The 17,659-nt window shown below is 60.8% G+C and carries 13 protein-coding genes; 5 read left to right on the top strand and 8 right to left on the bottom strand.

Annotated elements, in window-relative coordinates; translation table 11 throughout:
- Window positions 1-53 precede the first annotated feature (53 nt).
- The 3 genes from GTP23_RS00985 to GTP23_RS00975 all read right to left on the bottom strand — a co-directional run bounded on the left by GTP23_RS00985 (window position 54) and on the right by GTP23_RS00975 (window position 3,773).
- Entirely contained in the window at window positions 54-1,505 is a 1,452-nt protein-coding gene (locus GTP23_RS00985; protein ID WP_161033486.1) for an aspartate aminotransferase family protein, read from the bottom strand.
- A 29-nt stretch (window positions 1,506-1,534) separates the two neighbouring features.
- On the bottom strand, window positions 1,535-2,905 hold the full coding sequence (locus tag GTP23_RS00980) for a glutamine synthetase family protein (RefSeq protein WP_161033485.1): 1,371 nt from the start codon (window positions 2,903-2,905) through the stop codon (window positions 1,535-1,537).
- Between the two features lie 103 nt (window positions 2,906-3,008).
- A complete protein-coding gene (locus GTP23_RS00975; RefSeq protein ID WP_161033484.1) occupies window positions 3,009-3,773 on the bottom strand; it encodes a gamma-glutamyl-gamma-aminobutyrate hydrolase family protein in 765 nt (254 codons plus the stop codon).
- 200 nt (window positions 3,774-3,973) lie between these two features.
- On the opposite strand from GTP23_RS00975, the gene pdxR reads away from it, so the two are divergent.
- The 5 genes from pdxR (at window position 3,974) to speB (ending at window position 10,417) form a co-directional block, all read left to right on the top strand.
- Complete coding sequence (gene pdxR, locus GTP23_RS00970; RefSeq protein WP_161033483.1) at window positions 3,974-5,488, top strand: MocR-like pyridoxine biosynthesis transcription factor PdxR; 1,515 nt, start codon at window positions 3,974-3,976, stop codon at window positions 5,486-5,488.
- Window positions 5,488-6,666, top strand: a complete 1,179-nt coding sequence (locus GTP23_RS00965) for an MFS transporter (RefSeq protein ID WP_161033482.1) — start codon at window positions 5,488-5,490, stop codon at window positions 6,664-6,666. Before pdxR ends, GTP23_RS00965 begins: the two co-directional genes overlap by 1 nt.
- A gap of 80 nt (window positions 6,667-6,746) precedes the next feature.
- The gene (locus GTP23_RS00960; protein ID WP_161033481.1) at window positions 6,747-8,021 is read left to right on the top strand and encodes a 4-aminobutyrate--2-oxoglutarate transaminase; all 1,275 of its coding nucleotides are present in this window, start codon (window positions 6,747-6,749) and stop codon (window positions 8,019-8,021) included.
- Window positions 8,018-9,472: an NADP-dependent succinate-semialdehyde dehydrogenase gene (gene gabD / locus GTP23_RS00955; RefSeq protein ID WP_161033480.1), complete on the top strand. Its 1,455-nt coding sequence runs from the start codon at window positions 8,018-8,020 to the stop codon at window positions 9,470-9,472. The genes GTP23_RS00960 and gabD overlap by 4 nt, the downstream gene beginning before the upstream one ends.
- Window positions 9,473-9,475: 3 nt before the next feature.
- A complete protein-coding gene (gene speB, locus GTP23_RS00950; protein WP_161033479.1) occupies window positions 9,476-10,417 on the top strand; it encodes an agmatinase in 942 nt (313 codons plus the stop codon).
- 41 nt (window positions 10,418-10,458) lie between these two features.
- On the opposite strand, the gene GTP23_RS00945 is transcribed toward speB, so the two are convergent.
- The 5 genes from GTP23_RS00945 to GTP23_RS00925 form a co-directional block, all read right to left on the bottom strand.
- On the bottom strand, window positions 10,459-11,310 hold the full coding sequence (locus GTP23_RS00945; RefSeq protein ID WP_229255881.1) for an ABC transporter permease: 852 nt from the start codon (window positions 11,308-11,310) through the stop codon (window positions 10,459-10,461).
- On the bottom strand, window positions 11,307-12,218 hold the full coding sequence (locus tag GTP23_RS00940) for an ABC transporter permease subunit (RefSeq protein ID WP_155432714.1): 912 nt from the start codon (window positions 12,216-12,218) through the stop codon (window positions 11,307-11,309). Before GTP23_RS00940 ends, GTP23_RS00945 begins: the two co-directional genes overlap by 4 nt.
- Window positions 12,219-12,232: 14 nt before the next feature.
- Window positions 12,233-13,372 (bottom strand): ABC transporter ATP-binding protein, encoded by a 1,140-nt coding sequence (locus GTP23_RS00935; RefSeq protein WP_161033478.1) that lies wholly within the window; start codon window positions 13,370-13,372, stop codon window positions 12,233-12,235.
- Between the two features lie 131 nt (window positions 13,373-13,503).
- Entirely contained in the window at window positions 13,504-14,874 is a 1,371-nt protein-coding gene (locus GTP23_RS00930) for a glutamine synthetase family protein (RefSeq protein WP_161033477.1), read from the bottom strand.
- Between the two features lie 53 nt (window positions 14,875-14,927).
- The gene (locus GTP23_RS00925; RefSeq protein WP_161033476.1) at window positions 14,928-17,651 is read right to left on the bottom strand and encodes a molybdopterin-dependent oxidoreductase; all 2,724 of its coding nucleotides are present in this window, start codon (window positions 17,649-17,651) and stop codon (window positions 14,928-14,930) included.
- Between the last annotated feature and the right edge of the window lie 8 nt (window positions 17,652-17,659).

The following is a 17,659-nucleotide window of genomic DNA, read 5'->3' as shown; positions in this document are numbered from 1 at the left end:
TACGCTTAGAAAAAAACCGTGCTACTAAACTTCGTATCTACCTTCAGCAAAAACTATACCCAGCCGCGCTGTTTGACATCGGCATACGTCAGATCCAGACAATGACGGATCAGCGCAATCATTTCATCTATCTGCGCCGTTGTCATGACCAGTGGTGGCGCGATGATCATGCGATCGCCCACGGCACGCATGATCATGCCGTTGTTGAACATATAGCCGCGACATACCATGCCTACAGCCAGTGATTCGTCGAACGCTTCATGATCGTGCACCACGGCGGCCTTTTTGCGCACCAGATTGAGGCCGGCCACAAAACCGCAGCTGTTGGCATAGCCTACCAGAGGATGATCGGCCAGTTCGGCAAAACGCTTGTTCAGGTAAGGGCCCGTCTCATTTGCGACACGCTGCACCAGCTTTTCATCTTCGATGATGCGGATGTTTTCCAGCGCCGCCGCACAGGCCACCGGATGGCCCGAGTAAGTAAAGCCGTGATTGAACTCGCCGCCCTGTTCGATCAGCACTTTGGCCACGCGATCACCGACCAGCACACCACCAAGCGGCACATAGCCCGAGGTCACGCCTTTGGCGAAAGTGATCAAGTCCGGCTTGATGCCGAACAGGTCCGATGCGAACCAGCTACCGAGCCGACCGAAGCCGCAGATCACTTCATCGGCGATCAGCAGAATGCCGTATTTATCGCAGATGCGCTGGATCTCCGGCCAGTAGGTTTTAGGCGGAATGATCACCCCACCAGCGCCCTGCACTGGCTCGCCGATGAAGGCCGCGACTTTCTCCACGCCGACTTCGAGGATTTTCTTTTCCAGCCACGATGCGGCCTCGATGCCGAATTCGTCTTCCGTCATGCCGCGGCCCGATTCCAGATAGTTGGGCTGACCGATGTGCACGATGCCCGGAATCGGCAGGCCGCCCTGCGCATGCATGCCTTCCATGCCGCCCAGCGAAGCACCGGCCATGGTGCTGCCGTGGTAGGCGTTGTGGCGGCTGATGATGGTGTGCTTGTCCTTGTGGCCCAGCACATCCCAGTAGCGGCGCACCATACGCACATTGGTGTCGTTGCCTTCCGAACCGGAACCGGTAAAGAACACATGGTTGAAACCGGCCGGCGCAATCTCTGCCAGTTTGGTCGCCAGCTTCACGGCCGGCACATTGGTGGTGTTGAAGAAGCTGTTATAGAACGGCAGCGTCTCCATCTGCTGGTACACCGCGTTGGAAATGCTGGTGCGGCCATAGCCCACGTTCACGCACCACAGGCCCGACATACCATCAACGATCTTCTTGCCTTCCGAGTCCCACAGATAGATGCCGTCGCCGCGCACCATCACCCGCGCACCCTTTTCACCGAGCGCTTTATGGTCGGTGAACGGGTGCATATAGTGCGCCGTATCGAGCTGCTGGATTGCTGCAGTGTCCACCACTTCCTGAGCCGCGACACTTTTGACAGACGCGACGAATGCGGCGCTAGGCGCCAGAGGATTGTTAGCCATGTTAAGTCCCTACTCTGTAAAGGATTAAATCAGACGTGCAGCAACAGGTGTTCGCGTTCCCATGGACTGATCACCGTCATGAATTCCTGGTGTTCCAGATCCTTGATCGCCGCATACACATCGATGAAACGTTCGCCCAGCACGGAACGCAGCTTGTCCTCGTTACGCAGCAATTGCAGCGCTTCCGGCAGACCCTGCGGCAGTTCCACTTTCAGATCGTAGGCACTGTTGACCGTCATCGGCGTTGGCTCCAGCTGCTCGGTCATACCGAGGTAACCGCAGGCCAGCGTGACAGCCAGTGCCAGATACGGGTTGGCGTCGGCGCCGATAATCCGGTTCTCTACGCGACGGTCCTGCACACCCGATTCAGGCACACGGAAACCGACCGTACGGTTATCCATGCCCCACTGGATGTTGATCGGTGCAGCCGTGTGGCGTACCAGACGGCGGTAGGAATTCACATACGGCGCAACAATCGCCATGGCCGAAGGCATGTAGCGCTGCAGACCGGCGATGTAGTGTTTGAAGATCGGTGCAGCAGAACCATCTTCCGCGCTGAAGATATTTTTACCCGTCTTCACGTCGACCACGCTCTGGTGCACGTGCATGGCAGAACCGGGTTCACCGGCCATAGGCTTGGCCATGAAGGTAGCGTACATATCGTGCTTGAGCGCCGCTTCGCGCAGGGTACGCTTGAAGAAGAACACCTTGTCGGCCAGACCCAGCGGATCGCCATGCAGGAAGTTGATTTCCATCTGGCCGGCGCCGATTTCGTGAATCAGCGTGTCGACGTCCAGATTCATCATGTCGCAGTAATCATAGATGTCTTCGAACAGCGGATCGAATTCGTTCACCGCGTCGATGCTGTACACCTGACGGCTGGTTTCGGCACGGCCGCTACGGCCGACCGGCGGGCGCAGTGGCAGATCGGGATCGCTGTTTTTCGCCGTCAGATAGAACTCCAGTTCCGGCGCTACCACAGGCTTCCAGCCGCGGTCTTCATACAGTTTCAGCACGCGGCGCAGTACCGAACGCGGTGCGAAGTCCACCAGACGGCCATCGGCGAAGTAGCAATCGTGGATTACCTGCGCGGTCGGGTCGGTGGCCCATGGCACCATGGTGATGGTGGTCGGGTCGGCACGCAGTATCATGTCGCGGTCGGTGGTGGAGATGGCGCGGTCATAAGCGTCATCTTCGGTCGGGTAGTTACCCGTTACCGTCATGCCCAGCACGGCTTCGGGAATACGCATGCCGCGCTCGGTGGTGAATTTACCGCGCGGGAGGATTTTGCCGCGTGCTACACCGGTCAGGTCGGGCACCAGGCATTCAATTTCGGTAACGTGTTTTTCATTCAGCCACAAGTCCATGTCGTTGTAGGTGAAATTCTCGCGTATTGCCATAACTCTCTCTCGTATTGTCTTAATCATCTGCAGGGCGGGCCGGGCGCTGGCCCCATCTCCTGCTACTGGTACTGCGGGACTACCGTGCTACCGGACGGGGAACCTAAGGTACTCCGCCTCGCCCTGCTTTATAGATGCGACAAGCCTCGCCAAAGGCGTGGAACAATTTCATCGAGTCGGGGTTTTCCTGCAGGCGCCACTCGGGGTGCCACTGCACGGCCAGCGTAAAGCCGGCGGCATCGGCCACGCGGTAGGCTTCCACCAGACCGTCATCGGCGCGTGCTTCCACTGCAAGGCCGGGCGCCAGCTGTTTGATGCCCTGACCGTGCAGCGAGTTGACCATGATTTCGCGGACGCCACCGAGCATCTGCGTCAAATGTCCGGCGGGTTCCAGCAGCACGCGATGGGCCAGCGCATATTGCTGCTCCAGCGGCTGGCCTTTCTGCTCGCGGTGGTCGGCCATGCCTGCCACCTGATGCACGGCCTGATGCAGCGTGCCGCCCATCGCCACATTCACTTCCTGGAAGCCGCGGCAGATGGCCAGCAGCGGTATGCCGCGCTGTATCGCTGCGCGGATCAGCGGCAGGGTGGTGGCATCGCGCGCCGCATCCTGCGGTAGCGATTCATCGAACACGCTTTCGCCATACAGGCTGGCGTGCACATTGGAAGGAGAACCGGTAAGCATGATGCCGTCTGCCAGATCAAGCAGGGCATCGAAATCGGTTTGTGCGCCGAGCGCCGGTACGATCAGCGGCGTTGCGCCGGCGCCGCTGGCAACAGCGGCCACGTATTTCAGTTGCGCCGTGTGATACGGGTGGGCGCCGATCTGATTAACGCAGGCGGGTAACAGAACGATTGGGCTACGCATATGAACTTTCATTACGCATTTTTAGTACCACTCTGTGACTGCTTGGTGACGCCAGCGCAGAAATTGCACAAAGCAGGTCAGAAAGCCGTGTAATCAAGTCAATCTTGCTCCGATTTGGCTTGAATTTCAATTAATCATATGCGGAATTTGGTATCATTGTCAGGGCCACTTATGGCTTATGACTAGAACCACTTTATAAAATGCTCTCCACATCCGATCTGCTGGCACATACGCTGGCCGAAACCGACTTCCATCCGCGCCTGCCGCAGCAACGCCGTCTGTACGAGGCGGCCAAGGCGGCCATCCACCAGCAGCAGCTGGGCGCAGGCAGCAAACTGCCGTCCAGCCGTGATCTGGCGCGGGATCTGGGTATTTCGCGCAACACCGTCATCGCTGCTTTCGAACAGCTAGCAGCGGAAGGCTATGTGCATAGCGAACTGGGAAGTGGTACCTATGTGAGCGATCTGCAGGCACACAGCGCCAGCATGCGCGGTGTTGGTTCGGCGCCACACAGTACCCGTGCTGCAGTGCCGCGTAACACGGCCAGCAGCGTACCGCTATCGCGCCGGGGGCAGGCGCTGACCAGTTTCGCCGCTGGTCCCCGCTTCGAGATACAGCCTTTCGCACCGGGCGATGCGGACTTTTCTTCGTTCCCCTTCAAACTGTGGCAGCGCCTGCAGAACCGGGTGTGGCGCGAAGCCCGCGCCGACCTGCTCGACTACGGCCAGTCCGGCGGCTATCTGCCGCTGCGTCAGGCCATCACGGAATACCTGCGCATTTCGCGTTCCGTCAAAGTGCAGGTGGAACAGGTGATGATTACCAGCGGCACCCAGCAGTCACTCGATCTGTGCGCCCAGTTGCTGGCCGATGTGGGCGATACCGCGTGGGTAGAAGACCCGTGTTACTGGGGCGCGCGGCGCGTGTTCGAAGCGCGCGAACTGAAGCTGCATCCGATTACCGTCGATAGCGATGGCATGGCGCTGGAAGAAGCCGATCTGGCCACCACGCCCAAACTGATCTACGTGACGCCGTCGCACCAGTACCCGACAGGCGCCGTCATGAGCCTGAAGCGCCGGCGCGAACTGCTCGAGGTGGCCGTGCGCAAGCAAGCATGGATACTGGAAGATGATTACGACAGCGAGTTCCGCTACACGGGGCGGCCGCTGGCCGCGCTGCAGGGGCTCGACAACGATGACCGCGTGCTCTACATGGGCACCTTCTCCAAAGTGCTCTACCCCGGCATCAAGATCGGCTATCTGGTCGTGCCACCGGCCCTGATCAATGGCTTCAAGAGCGCGCTGTATGATCTGCAGCGGCCCGGTCAGCTGATGGTGCAGGCGGCGCTGGCCGACTTCATCGCGCTGGGCCACTTCACCACCCACATCCGCAAAATCCGCCAGACCTATGGTGCGCGGCGCGAACTGCTGCGCCGTACGCTGGTGCACCAGCTCGGTGCGCAGCTGGCGCAGACCGTCACCATCTCGAGCGAAGAATCGGGCCTGCATCTGGTAGTCGAGCTGCCGGACCGTGTGGACGACGTGGCGCTGGAAAAACTGGCGGCCGAATCAGGCATACAGGTCAAAGCCCTGTCCACCTATTATCTGGCGCCGCCGGTGCGGCGCGGCCTGCTGGTGGGCTATGCCTACTGCACGCCGGAGAAAATCGCTTACTACGGCCGCCTGCTGGCAGCCGTGATTCAATCAGGAGTACGTTAATGAAAACCATGCCCTGGCGTGACTTCATCGCCCTCGTCGCCAGTATCGGCGTGGTAGGGCTGGGTCTGGGCGCCACCATCCCGCTGACCGCACTGACACTGGACAGCCGCGGCATCGGCACCGACATCATCGGCATCATCACGGCAGCCAGTGCCTTCGGCATTCTGGCCGCCGCGCCGTTTGTATCGCGCTGGACGGCCAGCCACGGCCCGCGCGGCAGCATGATCGCCGCCATCATCGCCGGCGGCCTGTCCACCGCACTGATGGAGTTCACCGATTCGCTGATCTGCTGGGGCCTGCTGCGCTTTATCTTCGGCGCGGCCATGGGCGTGCTGTTCACCATAGGCGAAGCATGGGTCAACCGGCTCGCTCCCGTCAATTCGCGCGGCCGCGTGGTGGCCATGTACACCACCAGCTTTACCCTGTTCCAGCTGATCGGCCCTGCGCTGGTGGCGCAGATGGAAGGCCGCGTCAGCATGCCGTTTGCCGTCTGCGGCGCACTATTCCTGCTGGCCTTACCGGGCATGGTGCTGATCTCCGGCGGTGCGCATGAAGATGATGACGAACCCCATGTGTCGTGGCAGCGCGTGCTGCCGCGCATGCTGATGATCGTCGCCGGCGCTGCTTTCTTTGCCCTGTTCGATACGCTGGCACTGAGCCTGCTGCCACTGTATGCAATCCGCCACGGTATCGCCACCGAACTGGCGCTGCTGTCGGCCACCGTGGTGCTGGTGGGCGATACGGCGCTGCAGTTCGTGTTCGGCTGGCTGGCCGACCACGTGGGGCGGCGCAAAGTCCATACAGGCTGCGGCATCGCCGTGTGCGTGCTGCTGCCCATCCTGCCGTTTGCTGCGGGCACGCCATGGCTGTGGTGGACCGTGCTGCTGATGCTGGGCGCCACGGCTGGCGCCATCTACATGCTGTCGCTAGTGGCTTGCGGCGCCCGTTTCAATGGCCAGTCGCTGGTCGCGGCCAGCGCCGTGGTCAACGCCAGCTGGGGCATCACCAGCAGCGGCGGTCCGCTGCTGACGGGGGTGCTGATGCAGACGGTAGGCATCAACGCGCTGCCCGCCGTGCTGTGGTGTGGCGCGGCGATTTTCGTCGGCACGGCGTGGTGGGAATACCGTCAGGGCTATATTGAACGGCAAGAACGCAAAGTGGCACCATCAACTTCTTAATTGTGGCCCTATTCATGGTTCCGTTTAGGCGTGTAGTATGAAATTAGCCTTTTGATCAACCCGTCCTATCCGGAATCACCATGAATAATGCAGACCTGCAGAAACGTAAAGATGCGGCTACGCCACGCGGCGTGGGAGTGATGTGCCAGTTCTACGCCGAGCGCGCGCTGAATGCCGAGCTATGGGACGTGGAAGGCCGACGCTATATCGACTTCGCTGCCGGTATCGCCGTACTGAACACGGGCCACCGCCACCCCAAGCTGATGGCCGCCATCGAACAGCAACTGGGCAAGTTCACCCACACCTGCTATCAGGTAGTGCCGTATGCGCAATATGTGGAACTGGCCGAGCGCATCAACCAGCTCACGCCGGGCAAGCATGCCAAGAAGACCGCGTTCTTCTCGAGCGGCGCCGAAGCCGTGGAAAACGCCATCAAGATCGCCCGTGCCGCTACGGGCCGTAGCGCCGTTATCGCCTTTGCCGGCGGCTTCCATGGCCGCACCATGATGGGCATGGCGCTGACCGGCAAGGTCGCACCATACAAGATCGGTTTCGGCCCCTTCCCTGCCGAGATTTACCACGCGCCGTATCCGGTGGAACTGCATGGCGTCAGCGTGGACGATGCCATCAATGCCGTCCACACCCTGTTCAAGGCCGATGTGGACCCGCAGCGCGTGGCCGCCATCATTCTCGAACCGGTGCAGGGCGAAGGCGGCTTCTATGCCGCGCCGCCAGCCTTCATGAAGGCGCTACGCGCACTATGCGACCAGCACGGCATTCTGCTGATCGCTGACGAAATCCAGACCGGCTTCGCGCGCACGGGCAAGCTGTTCGCCATGGAGCACTACGACGTGGTGCCCGATCTGATGACGATCGCGAAAAGTCTGGCGGGCGGCATGCCGCTGTCGGCCGTCTGCGGCCGCGCCGAAATCATGGATGCGCCGAATCCGGGCGGCCTGGGTGGTACCTATGCGGGCAACCCGCTGGCCATCGCTTCGGCACTGGCCGTGATCAACGTCATCGAAGAAGAACAGTTGTGCCAGCGCGCCAATGTGCTGGGCGACCGTCTGAAGGAAACCCTGCAGGGCCTGCGCAGCGCGGTGCCGCAGATTTCCGATGTGCGCGGCCCCGGCGCCATGATCGCGATGGAATTTGCCGATCCTGCCACGGGCGAACCGGATGCCGTCTTTACCAAAAAAGTGCAGACACTGGCGCTGCAAAAAGGTCTGGTACTACTGACTTGCGGCGTATACAGCAATGTGGTGCGCTTCCTGTTCCCGCTTACCATCGAAGACCATGTGATGGATGAAGCGCTGGCCATCCTCAGCGCCGCACTCAAGGAGGCCACAGCATGATCGCGCTGAAAGACCCCAGCCTATTGCGCCACCAGTGCTATATCAATGGCGCATGGGTCGATGCACCCGATGGTGCCACACTGGCTGTACATAATCCGGCTAACGGCGCTGCACTGGGCACGGTGCCCTACATGGGCGCAGCCGATACGGCCGCCGCCATCAGTGCCGCCAATGCCGCATGGCCAGCATGGCGCAAAAAGACCGCCAAGGAACGTTCTGCCCTGCTGCGCAAGTGGAACGATCTGATGCTGGAAAACGCCGACGATCTGGCCATGATCATGACGGTGGAACAGGGCAAGCCGCTAGCCGAAGCCAAAGGCGAAATCGGCTACGCCGCTTCGTTCATCGAATGGTTTGCCGAAGAAGGCAAACGGGTGGCTGGTGAAACCCTGCAATCGCCATGGCCGGATCGCCGCCTAGTCGTGACCAAGGAGCCTATCGGCGTATGCGCGGCCATCACGCCATGGAACTTCCCGTCTGCGATGATCACCCGCAAAGTAGGGCCGGCACTGGCAGCAGGCTGCCCCATCGTGGTCAAACCGGCCGAGCTGACGCCGTATTCGGCACTGGCACTGGCCGTGCTGGCCGAGCGCGCCGGCATACCTGCCGGTGTGTTCAACGTGATAACGGGCGATGCGCGCGCCATCGGTGGCGAAATGACTTCCAACCCTGTGGTGCGCAAACTGAGCTTCACGGGTTCCACCGCCGTGGGCCGCTTGCTGATGCAGCAGTGCGCGCCCACCATCAAGAAACTGTCGCTGGAACTGGGCGGCAATGCGCCCTTCATCGTGTTCGACGATGCCGATCTCGATGCCGCCGTGGAAGGCGCTATCGCTTCCAAATACCGCAACGCGGGCCAGACCTGCGTATGCGCCAACCGCCTGTATGTGCAGGATGGCGTGTACGAAGCCTTCGCTGCCAAACTGGTGGCGGCGGTGGCCAAACTCAAAGTGGGCAACGGTGCGGAAGCAGGCGTCACGCAAGGCCCGCTGATCGAAGAAAAAGCCGTCGTCAAAGTCGAACAGCACATCGCCGATGCTTTGGCCAAAGGCGGCAAGGTGCTAACCGGCGGCGCGCGCCACGCACTCGGACATGGCTTCTTCCAGCCTACCATCATCGCCGACGTGAACAGTGATATGCTGGTCGCCACCGAGGAAACCTTTGGCCCGCTGGCCCCGCTGTTCCGCTTCCACAAGGACGAGGAAGTGCTGGCCATGGCCAACAATACCGAGTTTGGTCTGGCCGCCTACTTCTATTCGCGCGACATCGGCCGTATCTGGCGCGTGGCCGAAGGGCTGGAATCGGGCATGGTGGGCGTCAACACGGGCTTGATCTCCAACGAGATCGCACCGTTTGGCGGCGTCAAACAGTCCGGTCTGGGGCGCGAAGGTTCTACCTACGGCATGGACGATTATCTGGTCATCAAATACATCTGCATGGGAGGCATTTAGACAATGTCGAATCACGAATTTGCTTTCCGCTCGAGCGGCACTTATCTCAACGTCGAGCGGGGCGAACGCGATACGCCTTACTGCATCGCCGGTCTGGCTTTTGACGGCGCGGTAACCAACCGTCCCGGCGCACGTCTGGGGCCACAGGCCATCCGTCTGGCATCGCAGATGCTGTGCGACGCGACTCACCCGCATTTCGACACCACGCCTATCGGCCAGCTATCCGATGCGGGCGACCTGCTGCTGCCGAATACCGGCATAGGCCCCATGCGTGAAGCACTGATGCCGCAGGCACTGGCGCTGCTGCAGAAGTACCACATGATCTGGCTGGGCGGCGACCACTCCGTGACGCTGCCGCTGCTGCGCGCGCTCAACAAGATACATGGCGGCCCGGTCGCCGTGGTGCACTTCGACGCGCACTGCGACACGTGGACCAACCACTTCGGCGAGCCTTCCGGCCACGGTACATGGGTGTATGAAGCGATGGAAGAAGGTCTGCTGATTCCGCAGGCTTCCATCCAGTTAGGCATCCGTTCTTCCGGCGAGCGTGCGGCACGCGAATACGTGAACACGGTCGGTGGCCGCGTCTTCACGGCGCGCGAACTGCGTGGTCTGGAAAGCCCTGCGCAACTGGCGCCCGTACTGGCCGAAATCCGCGCCCGCATGGCCGCTGCTGGCCATCCGCCCGTCTACATGACGCTCGATATCGACTGCCTCGATCCGGCCTTTGCGCCGGGCACTGGCACGCCGGAGCCGGGCGGCATGACCTCGGCACAGGTATTGTCGATTATCGAGGAACTGGCAGAACTGAACTGGTGCGGGATGGATTGCGTGGAAGTGGCGCCGCCTTACGACCATGCGGAACTCACTTCCAACGCTGCGTCCACGTTCGTGTGGACCTATCTGTGCGCGCGCATCGCGCAGCAGAGCAAAGCAGAAAAATAATTAAGTTCAGGCCGCGATGGCCTGAACTTATTCAGCTTGAATCAGCCTTTGGCCGCAGCCGCGACCTGCTTCTGACGCAGGCGTTCGCTGCGCGCCATATACAGGCTCGATGCAATTACCCCGATAGATACAACCAGGATGGTCAGCGCCGCCACGGCATTCACACGCGGATCAAGGCCCAGACGGGCACGCGAGAAAATCACGATCGGCATCGTCGAAGAACCGGGGCCGGACAGGAAGGCAGACAGCACCACATCGTCGAGCGACAGGGTGAAAGTCAGCAGCCACGCCGAGCCGAGCGCCTGCGTGATATTCGGCAGTGTGACGAGGAAGAACACCTGATGGGGCTTGCAGCCCAGGTCCATGGCTGCTTCTTCCAGCGATTTGCTCATCTCCTGCAAGCGCGACTGCACCACCACGGCGGCATACGCCATACCGAGCAGCGTATGACCGAGCCAGATGGTAGTGAGACCACGCTCGGGGAAGCCGAACACCTTCTGCACCGACACCAGCATCAGCAGCAGCGACAAGCCGATAATCACTTCCGGCATCACCAGCGGTGCGCTGACCATGCCCGAGAACAGCGTGCGGCCATAGAAGCGCTGGTAGCGGTTCAGCACGAACGCGGCAAACGTACCCAGAATGACCGAAGCGCAGGCCGTCAGCACGGCGATGCGGATCGACAGCCAGAAGCCGCTGATGATTTCCGTATCGTTCAGCAGTTCCAGATACCAGCGCGTAGAGAAACCGCTCCAGATCATGTCCTGCCGCGAACTGTTAAACGAGAACACCACCAGCACCACGATAGGCAGATACAGGAACAGATAGCCCATAGCCAGCCAGCCGCGCCCGAACCAGCGCTGTAACCAGCGCATTAAGCCAAATGAGTTCATCGGCGCGCCTCCTGTTCGGCTTTGTATTTATTGAAGATCGCCATAGGCACGAGTATCAGCAGAATCACTACGACGGTGACGGACGACGCCATCGGCCAGTCGTTATTGGTGAAGAATTCATCCCACAGCACATGGCCTATCATCAGCGTTTCCGGACCGCCCAGCAGTTCAGGAATCACATACTCGCCCACGGCCGGAATGAACACCAGCATGGAGCCGGCGATGATGCCGGACTTGGATAGCGGCACAGTGATACGCCAGAACGTCTGCACCGGTGTGGCGCCCAAATCGGCCGCCGCTTCGAGGAAGCGTCCGTCCATCTTCACCAGATTGGCATACAGCGGCAGGATCATGAACGGCAGATACGCGTACACCATGCCGATGATCAGCGAAAACTGGGTGTTCATCAGATGCAGCGGTTCCGTGATCACGCCCATGCTCATCAGGATGTGATTGAGGATACCGTTATTCGCAAGGATGCCCTTCCACGCATAGATACGCAGCAGGAAGGAAGTCCAGAACGGCAGCATCACCATCATCATCAGCACGGGGCGCACAGTCGAGCGGGAACGTGCCATGAAGTAGGCAAACGGATAACCGATGATCAGGCACAGCACCGTGGTAATGGCGGCGAACTTGAGCGAACTCAGATACGTCAGCACATACAGGTCATCCTGTGCGATGAACAGGTAGTTGGCGATCTTGATCTTCAGCGTGATCACGCCGTCCACCAGCGTCATCAGCGTGCCGAACGGATTGCCACCCGCATCGGCCTCCGTGAAGCTGATGCGCATCACGATCAGGAACGGTATCAGGAAGGCGAAGGTCAGCCACAGGAAAGGCACGGCGATCACCGCCGTGCGTCCCGTGAGCCAGCGCAGCGTCACTAGCTGTTTAAGAAAATTCATGGCTGCACTCCGCCTTAGCTGGTCAGCACGACAACGTCGGCGCCATCCCACCACGCGTACACGCGCTGATCACGTTCCAGCACCGAATCGTCATGGCGTGCCGCATTGGTGCGCGACACCTTGAGCACTTTGCCGCTGTCGAGGCGCACGTGGTAATGGGTTTCGTTGCCGAAGTAGGCCAGCGCCGTAATCACGCCCTGCACGCAGTTATAGCCATGCTCCACGGCCTGCGCACGCTGCTCCTGCGTTGGAGCCTGCTGCTGCAGGCAGATTTTCTCCGGACGCACAGCCACCGAAACCGGCATGCCCAGCGTGCCGGTAATGCCGTGGGTGATGTAATGCTGGCCTTCCGGTGTTTCGATGATGACGTGATCGGGTTCGTCGGCGCTGACGCTGCCTTCGAACATATTCACGCTGCCGATAAAGTCCGCCACGAAGCGGCAGTTAGGCGTCTCGTAGATTTCGCCGGGCGCGCCCACCTGCAGAATGCGGCCTTCGCTCATGACGGCGATGCGGGTGGCCATGCTCATGGCTTCATCCTGATCGTGCGTCACCATCACACAGGTCACGCCCACTTCTTCGATGATGCCCACCAGTTCCATCTGGGTCTGTTCGCGCAGCTTCTTGTCGAGCGCACCGAGCGGCTCGTCCAGCAACAGCAACTGCGGGCGCTTGGCCAGGCTGCGTGCCAGCGCCACGCGCTGCTGCTGGCCACCGGACAGCTGATGCGGTTTGCGCTTGGCATAGGCCGACAGCTGCACCAGTTTCAGCATCTGCTCCACGCGCGTGGCGATTTCGTCTTTCGGCAGGCCGTCGCGGCGCAGGCCAAACGCGATGTTGTCCCACACGGACAGGTGGGGGAACAGCGCATACGACTGGAACATCATGTTGATGGGGCGCTGGTATGGCGGCACGGCGATGATGTCCTGACCGGCCAGCTGTATCTTGCCCGAGGTCGGGATTTCGAAGCCGGCCAGCATACGCAGCAGGGTCGATTTGCCGCAACCGGAGCTGCCCAGCAGAGCAAAAATCTCGCCCTTGTTGATTTCGACCGATACATCGTTCACGGCGCGCACGCCGTCAAAATCCTTGACGAGATCGCGGATCAGCAGAAATGGTTGGCCCGTACCGGCAGCAGCTCGCTCTTTGCTCATGTTATTTAAATGGAAATAATATGATTAATATAAAAAGGCGGCCATCCGCAAGCCGCCCCCAATTTTAGAACCCGTGATTATATAGCCACTCTGCGGCCCCTACGTAGTCAGTGGGCCGGAGCGCAACAGTATCAGACATGCAACAGCAGGTGCTCTCGCTCCCATGGGCTGATGACGGTCATGAATTCCTGATGCTCGACTTCTTTGATGGCGGTATAGACATCCACAAAACGGTCGCCCAGCACTTCGCGCAATCTGTCCTCGCGGCGCAGCAAGGTAAGCGCCTGCGACAGGCTTTGCGGCAGCTCGAACAGATTGGGATAGGCGCTGCTGGTGGTGGCCGGCGTCGGCTCCAGCTGGTCGACCATGCCCAGATAGCCGCAGGCCAGCGTCACGGCCATGGCCAGATAGGGGTTGGCATCGGCACCGATGATGCGGTTTTCCACCCGCCGCTGCGCCACGCCGGAAATCGGAATGCGGAAGCCCACCGTGCGGTTATCCATGCCCCACTGGATATTGATGGGCGTGGACGTGTGGCGCACGATGCGGCGGTAGGAATTCACATAAGGCGCGAGGATGGCCATGCCGGCCGGCGTGTAGCGCTGCAGGCCGGCGATGTAGTGGCGGAACTGGGCCGACGGCGCCCCATCATCCATGCTGAAAATATTCAGCCCGCTGGCCGCATCGCTCACGCTCTGGTGCACATGCATGGCCGATCCCGGCTCGTTGGCCATGGGTTTGGCCATGAAAGTGGCATACATGCCATGCTTGAGCGCCGCTTCGCGCAGGGTGCGCTTGAAGTAGAACACATTGTCGGCCAGTGCCAGCGGATCGCCATGCTGGAAGTTCAGCCCCATCTGGCCTGCGCCCGTTTCGTGGATCAGCGTATCCACATCGAGATTCATGAGCGCGCAGTAATCGTAGATATCCTCGAACAGGGGATCGAACTCATTGACGGCATCGATGCTGTACACCTGCCGGCTAGTCTCGGCACGGCCGCTGCGGCCTACCGGCGCCTTCAGCGGCAAATCGGGATCAACACTCTTCTCGGTCAGATAGAACTCGAGTTCCGGGCCCACCACGGGGCGCCAGCCACGCTCGGCATACAGCTTGAGCACGCGGCGCAGCACGGAACGGGGCGCAAAATCCACCAGCGTGCCATCGGCAAAATAGCAGTCGTGGATCACCTGCGCGGTCGGATCTATCGCCCACGGCACGCGGGTAATGCTGCCGGGATCGGCCCGCAATATCATGTCGCGGTCGGTGGAAGAGATGGCGCGGTCATAAGCCACATCGTCGGTGGGGTAATTACCCGTTACCGTCATGCCCAGCACCGCTTCAGGGATGCGCATGCCGCGCTCCTTGCTGAACTTGGCGCGGGGCAGTATCTTCCCGCGCGCCACGCCTGTCAGGTCAGGCACCAGACATTCGATTTCAGTGACCCGGTGTTCATTGAGCCACTGCTCCATATCAGCATCAGTAAAGTTCTCACGGATAGACATGCTTACGCTCTCTATGTGGATACGCGCGATATCGCAGTCTTAATTTACCATATCTACAACTTTTCTTCCGCCGCCTCTACCCGTGTCTGCACCAGTATCTTCTTGATCTCGGGGACGCAGGAACCGCAGTTGCCGCCGGCTTTCAGGCAGGCCGTGACTTCCTGCACAGTTTTCAGATCCTTCTCGACGATGGACTGGCAAATGGTGTTGCGGCCCACACCGAAGCACGAACACACGGTAGGGCCGGCATCGGCGCCCTTCTCCACCGGCATACCCACCAGCAGGCCCACGCGGTCTATCTCGCTCAGCACGTCCTTGCAGAACAGGCTGGCCAGCCAGGCGCGCGAAGGCATGTCCTGCCGTGGCGAGAGGAAGATGCACTGTTCGATGCGGTCATCAACGATGTGCACGGCGCGGTACACGCCAGCTGTGCGGTCTTCGTATTCGAGCCAGTCGGCATCGGCATCGTGCACACCCAGCAGGGTACGCGCCCAGCCGCTGTAATCCTTGATGACGTTGCGCCCAGCCAGTTCGTAGCGGTTGAAGCTGCGGCCCTGTATGCGGGTCCAGTGCGCCACGCTGTCGAGCGCCTTGCTGCTGCGGCTCAGAATGAAGCCGTGCCAGTTGACGCGGAACTGTTCGATACGCACGGGCGTATGCTTGAATTCCGGCTCGCCCGAAACAGGATCAACTTCAGGATTGACCAGCGCGCCCACGCGTGCATCGGAAGCCGTCTGGTTATTCCAGTGGATGGGGATGAACACGCTGCCACGGGGGATGCCGCCGCCATGCTGCACCCGCGCTACCATGGCGCCCCATTCGGAACTGATGCGGGCCAGTTCGCCTTCGCGCACGCCATGCAGCAGCGCGTCCTGCGGGTGGATATCGACAAACGATTCGGCCGTATGATCGGCCAGCGTCGGCGCTTTGCCGGTGCGCGTCATGGTGTGCCATTGATCGCGCACACGGCCCGTGTTGAGCACCAGCGGAAAGTCTTCGCTCACGGCGTTGACTGGCGCACGGGTAGCCGTCGGCACAAAGCGCGCCTTGCCATCGGCAGTGGCAAACTGACGGTCGGCAAACAGACGCTCTTCAACCTCCAGCTGGCCGCTAGCCAGCCGCCGCACCGGCCACTGGGTCGGTTCCATATCATCGTATTCACGCGCATTCAGGCCGGCCAGACCGGAGATATCGAACATGCGCGGCACATCGGCTGCTGTATTACGGAAGCCACTCAGGCGCGCGTGCTCGGCAAACACGCCGTGGGCACTGCGGAAATCGAAGCCGCTGTACCCCATGCGCTGGGCGAACAGGGACAGAATTTTCCAGTCCGCCAGCGCTTCGCCCGGCGCCGGCAGGAAGGCCCGCTGGCGCGAAATACGGCGCTCGGAATTGGTTACCGTGCCATCTTTCTCGCCCCAGCCCAGTGCAGGCAGCAGCACATCGGCGTATTCGTTGGTATCGGTGTGCTGCATGATGTCGCTGGCCACCACCAGTTCGCAGCGCGACAGCGCGCGCCGCACCTGATCGGCATCCGGCATGCTGACCACGGGATTGGTGCCTATCACCCACACTGCCTTGATGCTGCCTTCTTCGATGGCCTTGAACAGGTCTACCGCTTTCAGGCCGCCGCTATCGGCCATCACAGGCGCATCCCAGAAGGTCTGCACCACATCGCGGTGCTCGGGGTTTTCCAGATCCATGTGCGCGGCCAGCATATTCGCCAGTCCGCCGACTTCGCGTCCACCCATGGCATTCGGCTGGCCCGTGATGGAGAACGGCCCCATGCCGGGCTGGCCTATGCGCCCGCCTATCAGGTGGCAGTTGATGATGGCGTTGACTTTGTCGGTGCCGGCCGAAGACTGGTTCACGCCCATGGAATAGGCGGTGATGGTTTTGGCTGTCGCGGCATACAGTTCGTAGAACTCCAGCAGCAGCGCCGGATCGATGCGGCAGATGCGCGCCACGGCAGCCGGATCGGCACAATCGATATTGGCCGTTTCCAGTGCCGCTGTCAGGCCATTGGTGTGCTGTTCCACAAAAGCCGGATCCATTGCGCCTATGCGGGCCAGATAGCTGAGCAGACCATTGAACAGCCAGACGTCCGTACCGGCTTTCACTGGCAGATGCAGGTCTGCCAGTTCGCAAGTGGCGGTGCGGCGTGGATCGATCACCACCAGCTTCATTTCCGGCCGCTGCTCCTTGGCCCTGAGGATGCGCTGGAACAGGATGGGATGGCACCATGCCGTGTTTGATCCCACCAGCACAACCAGATCGGCCAGTTCCAGATCGTCGTAGCACAGTGGCACCAGATCTTCACCGAAGGCGCGCTTGTAGCCCGCCACGGCCGACGACATGCAGAGACGCGAGTTGGTATCGATATTCGCGCTGCCCACATAGCCCTTCATCAGCTTGTTGGCAACGTAATAATCTTCCGTCAGCAGCTGGCCCGACACGTACAGTGCCACCGCCTGCGGGCCGTGTTCGGCGATGATGCTGCGCCACTGGCCAGCCACCTGATCGAGCGCCGCATCCCACGAGACGCGGCGCAGACCATCTTCACCACGCACCTGCGGATACAGCAGCCGCCCTTCCAGTCCCAGCGTCTCGCCCAGTGCCGAGCCTTTTACGCACAGGCGGCCGCGATTGGCCGGATGCAGCGTATCGCCGCTGATGGTGGCTGTGCCATCGCCTTTCGGTGTGGCCTGCACGCCGCAGCCAACGCCGCAATAGGCACAGGTGGTTCGGATCGCCAGATGGTCGGAAGAGAGGTTCACTTTATGCT

The organism is Duganella fentianensis (genome assembly GCF_009857835.1).
Taxonomy (GTDB): Bacteria; Pseudomonadota; Gammaproteobacteria; order Burkholderiales; family Burkholderiaceae_D; genus Rugamonas; species Rugamonas fentianensis.
The sequence above is the reverse complement of the archived record's forward strand: the minus strand, read 5'-3'. Positions and strand labels throughout refer to the sequence as shown.

Bases quoted from the DNA above. Each gene is read 5' to 3' on its own strand.
- GTP23_RS00985 (WP_161033486.1), bottom strand. From the start codon at position 1,505: ATGGCTAACAATCCTCTGGCGCCTAGCGCCGCATTCGTCGCGTCTGTC.
- GTP23_RS00975 (WP_161033484.1), bottom strand. From the start codon at position 3,773: ATGCGTAGCCCAATCGTTCTGTTACCCGCCTGCGTTAATCAGATCGGC.
- GTP23_RS00930 (WP_161033477.1), bottom strand. From the start codon at position 14,874: ATGTCTATCCGTGAGAACTTTACTGATGCTGATATGGAGCAGTGGCTC.
- pdxR (WP_161033483.1), top strand. From the start codon at position 3,974: ATGCTCTCCACATCCGATCTGCTGGCACATACGCTGGCCGAAACCGAC.
- GTP23_RS00940 (WP_155432714.1), bottom strand. From the start codon at position 12,218: ATGAATTTTCTTAAACAGCTAGTGACGCTGCGCTGGCTCACGGGACGC.
- GTP23_RS00945 (WP_229255881.1), bottom strand. From the start codon at position 11,310: ATGAACTCATTTGGCTTAATGCGCTGGTTACAGCGCTGGTTCGGGCGC.
- gabD (WP_161033480.1), top strand. From the start codon at position 8,018: ATGATCGCGCTGAAAGACCCCAGCCTATTGCGCCACCAGTGCTATATC.
- GTP23_RS00960 (WP_161033481.1), top strand. From the start codon at position 6,747: ATGAATAATGCAGACCTGCAGAAACGTAAAGATGCGGCTACGCCACGC.
- speB (WP_161033479.1), top strand. From the start codon at position 9,476: ATGTCGAATCACGAATTTGCTTTCCGCTCGAGCGGCACTTATCTCAAC.
- GTP23_RS00980 (WP_161033485.1), bottom strand. From the start codon at position 2,905: ATGGCAATACGCGAGAATTTCACCTACAACGACATGGACTTGTGGCTG.
- GTP23_RS00965 (WP_161033482.1), top strand. From the start codon at position 5,488: ATGAAAACCATGCCCTGGCGTGACTTCATCGCCCTCGTCGCCAGTATC.
- GTP23_RS00935 (WP_161033478.1), bottom strand. From the start codon at position 13,372: ATGAGCAAAGAGCGAGCTGCTGCCGGTACGGGCCAACCATTTCTGCTG.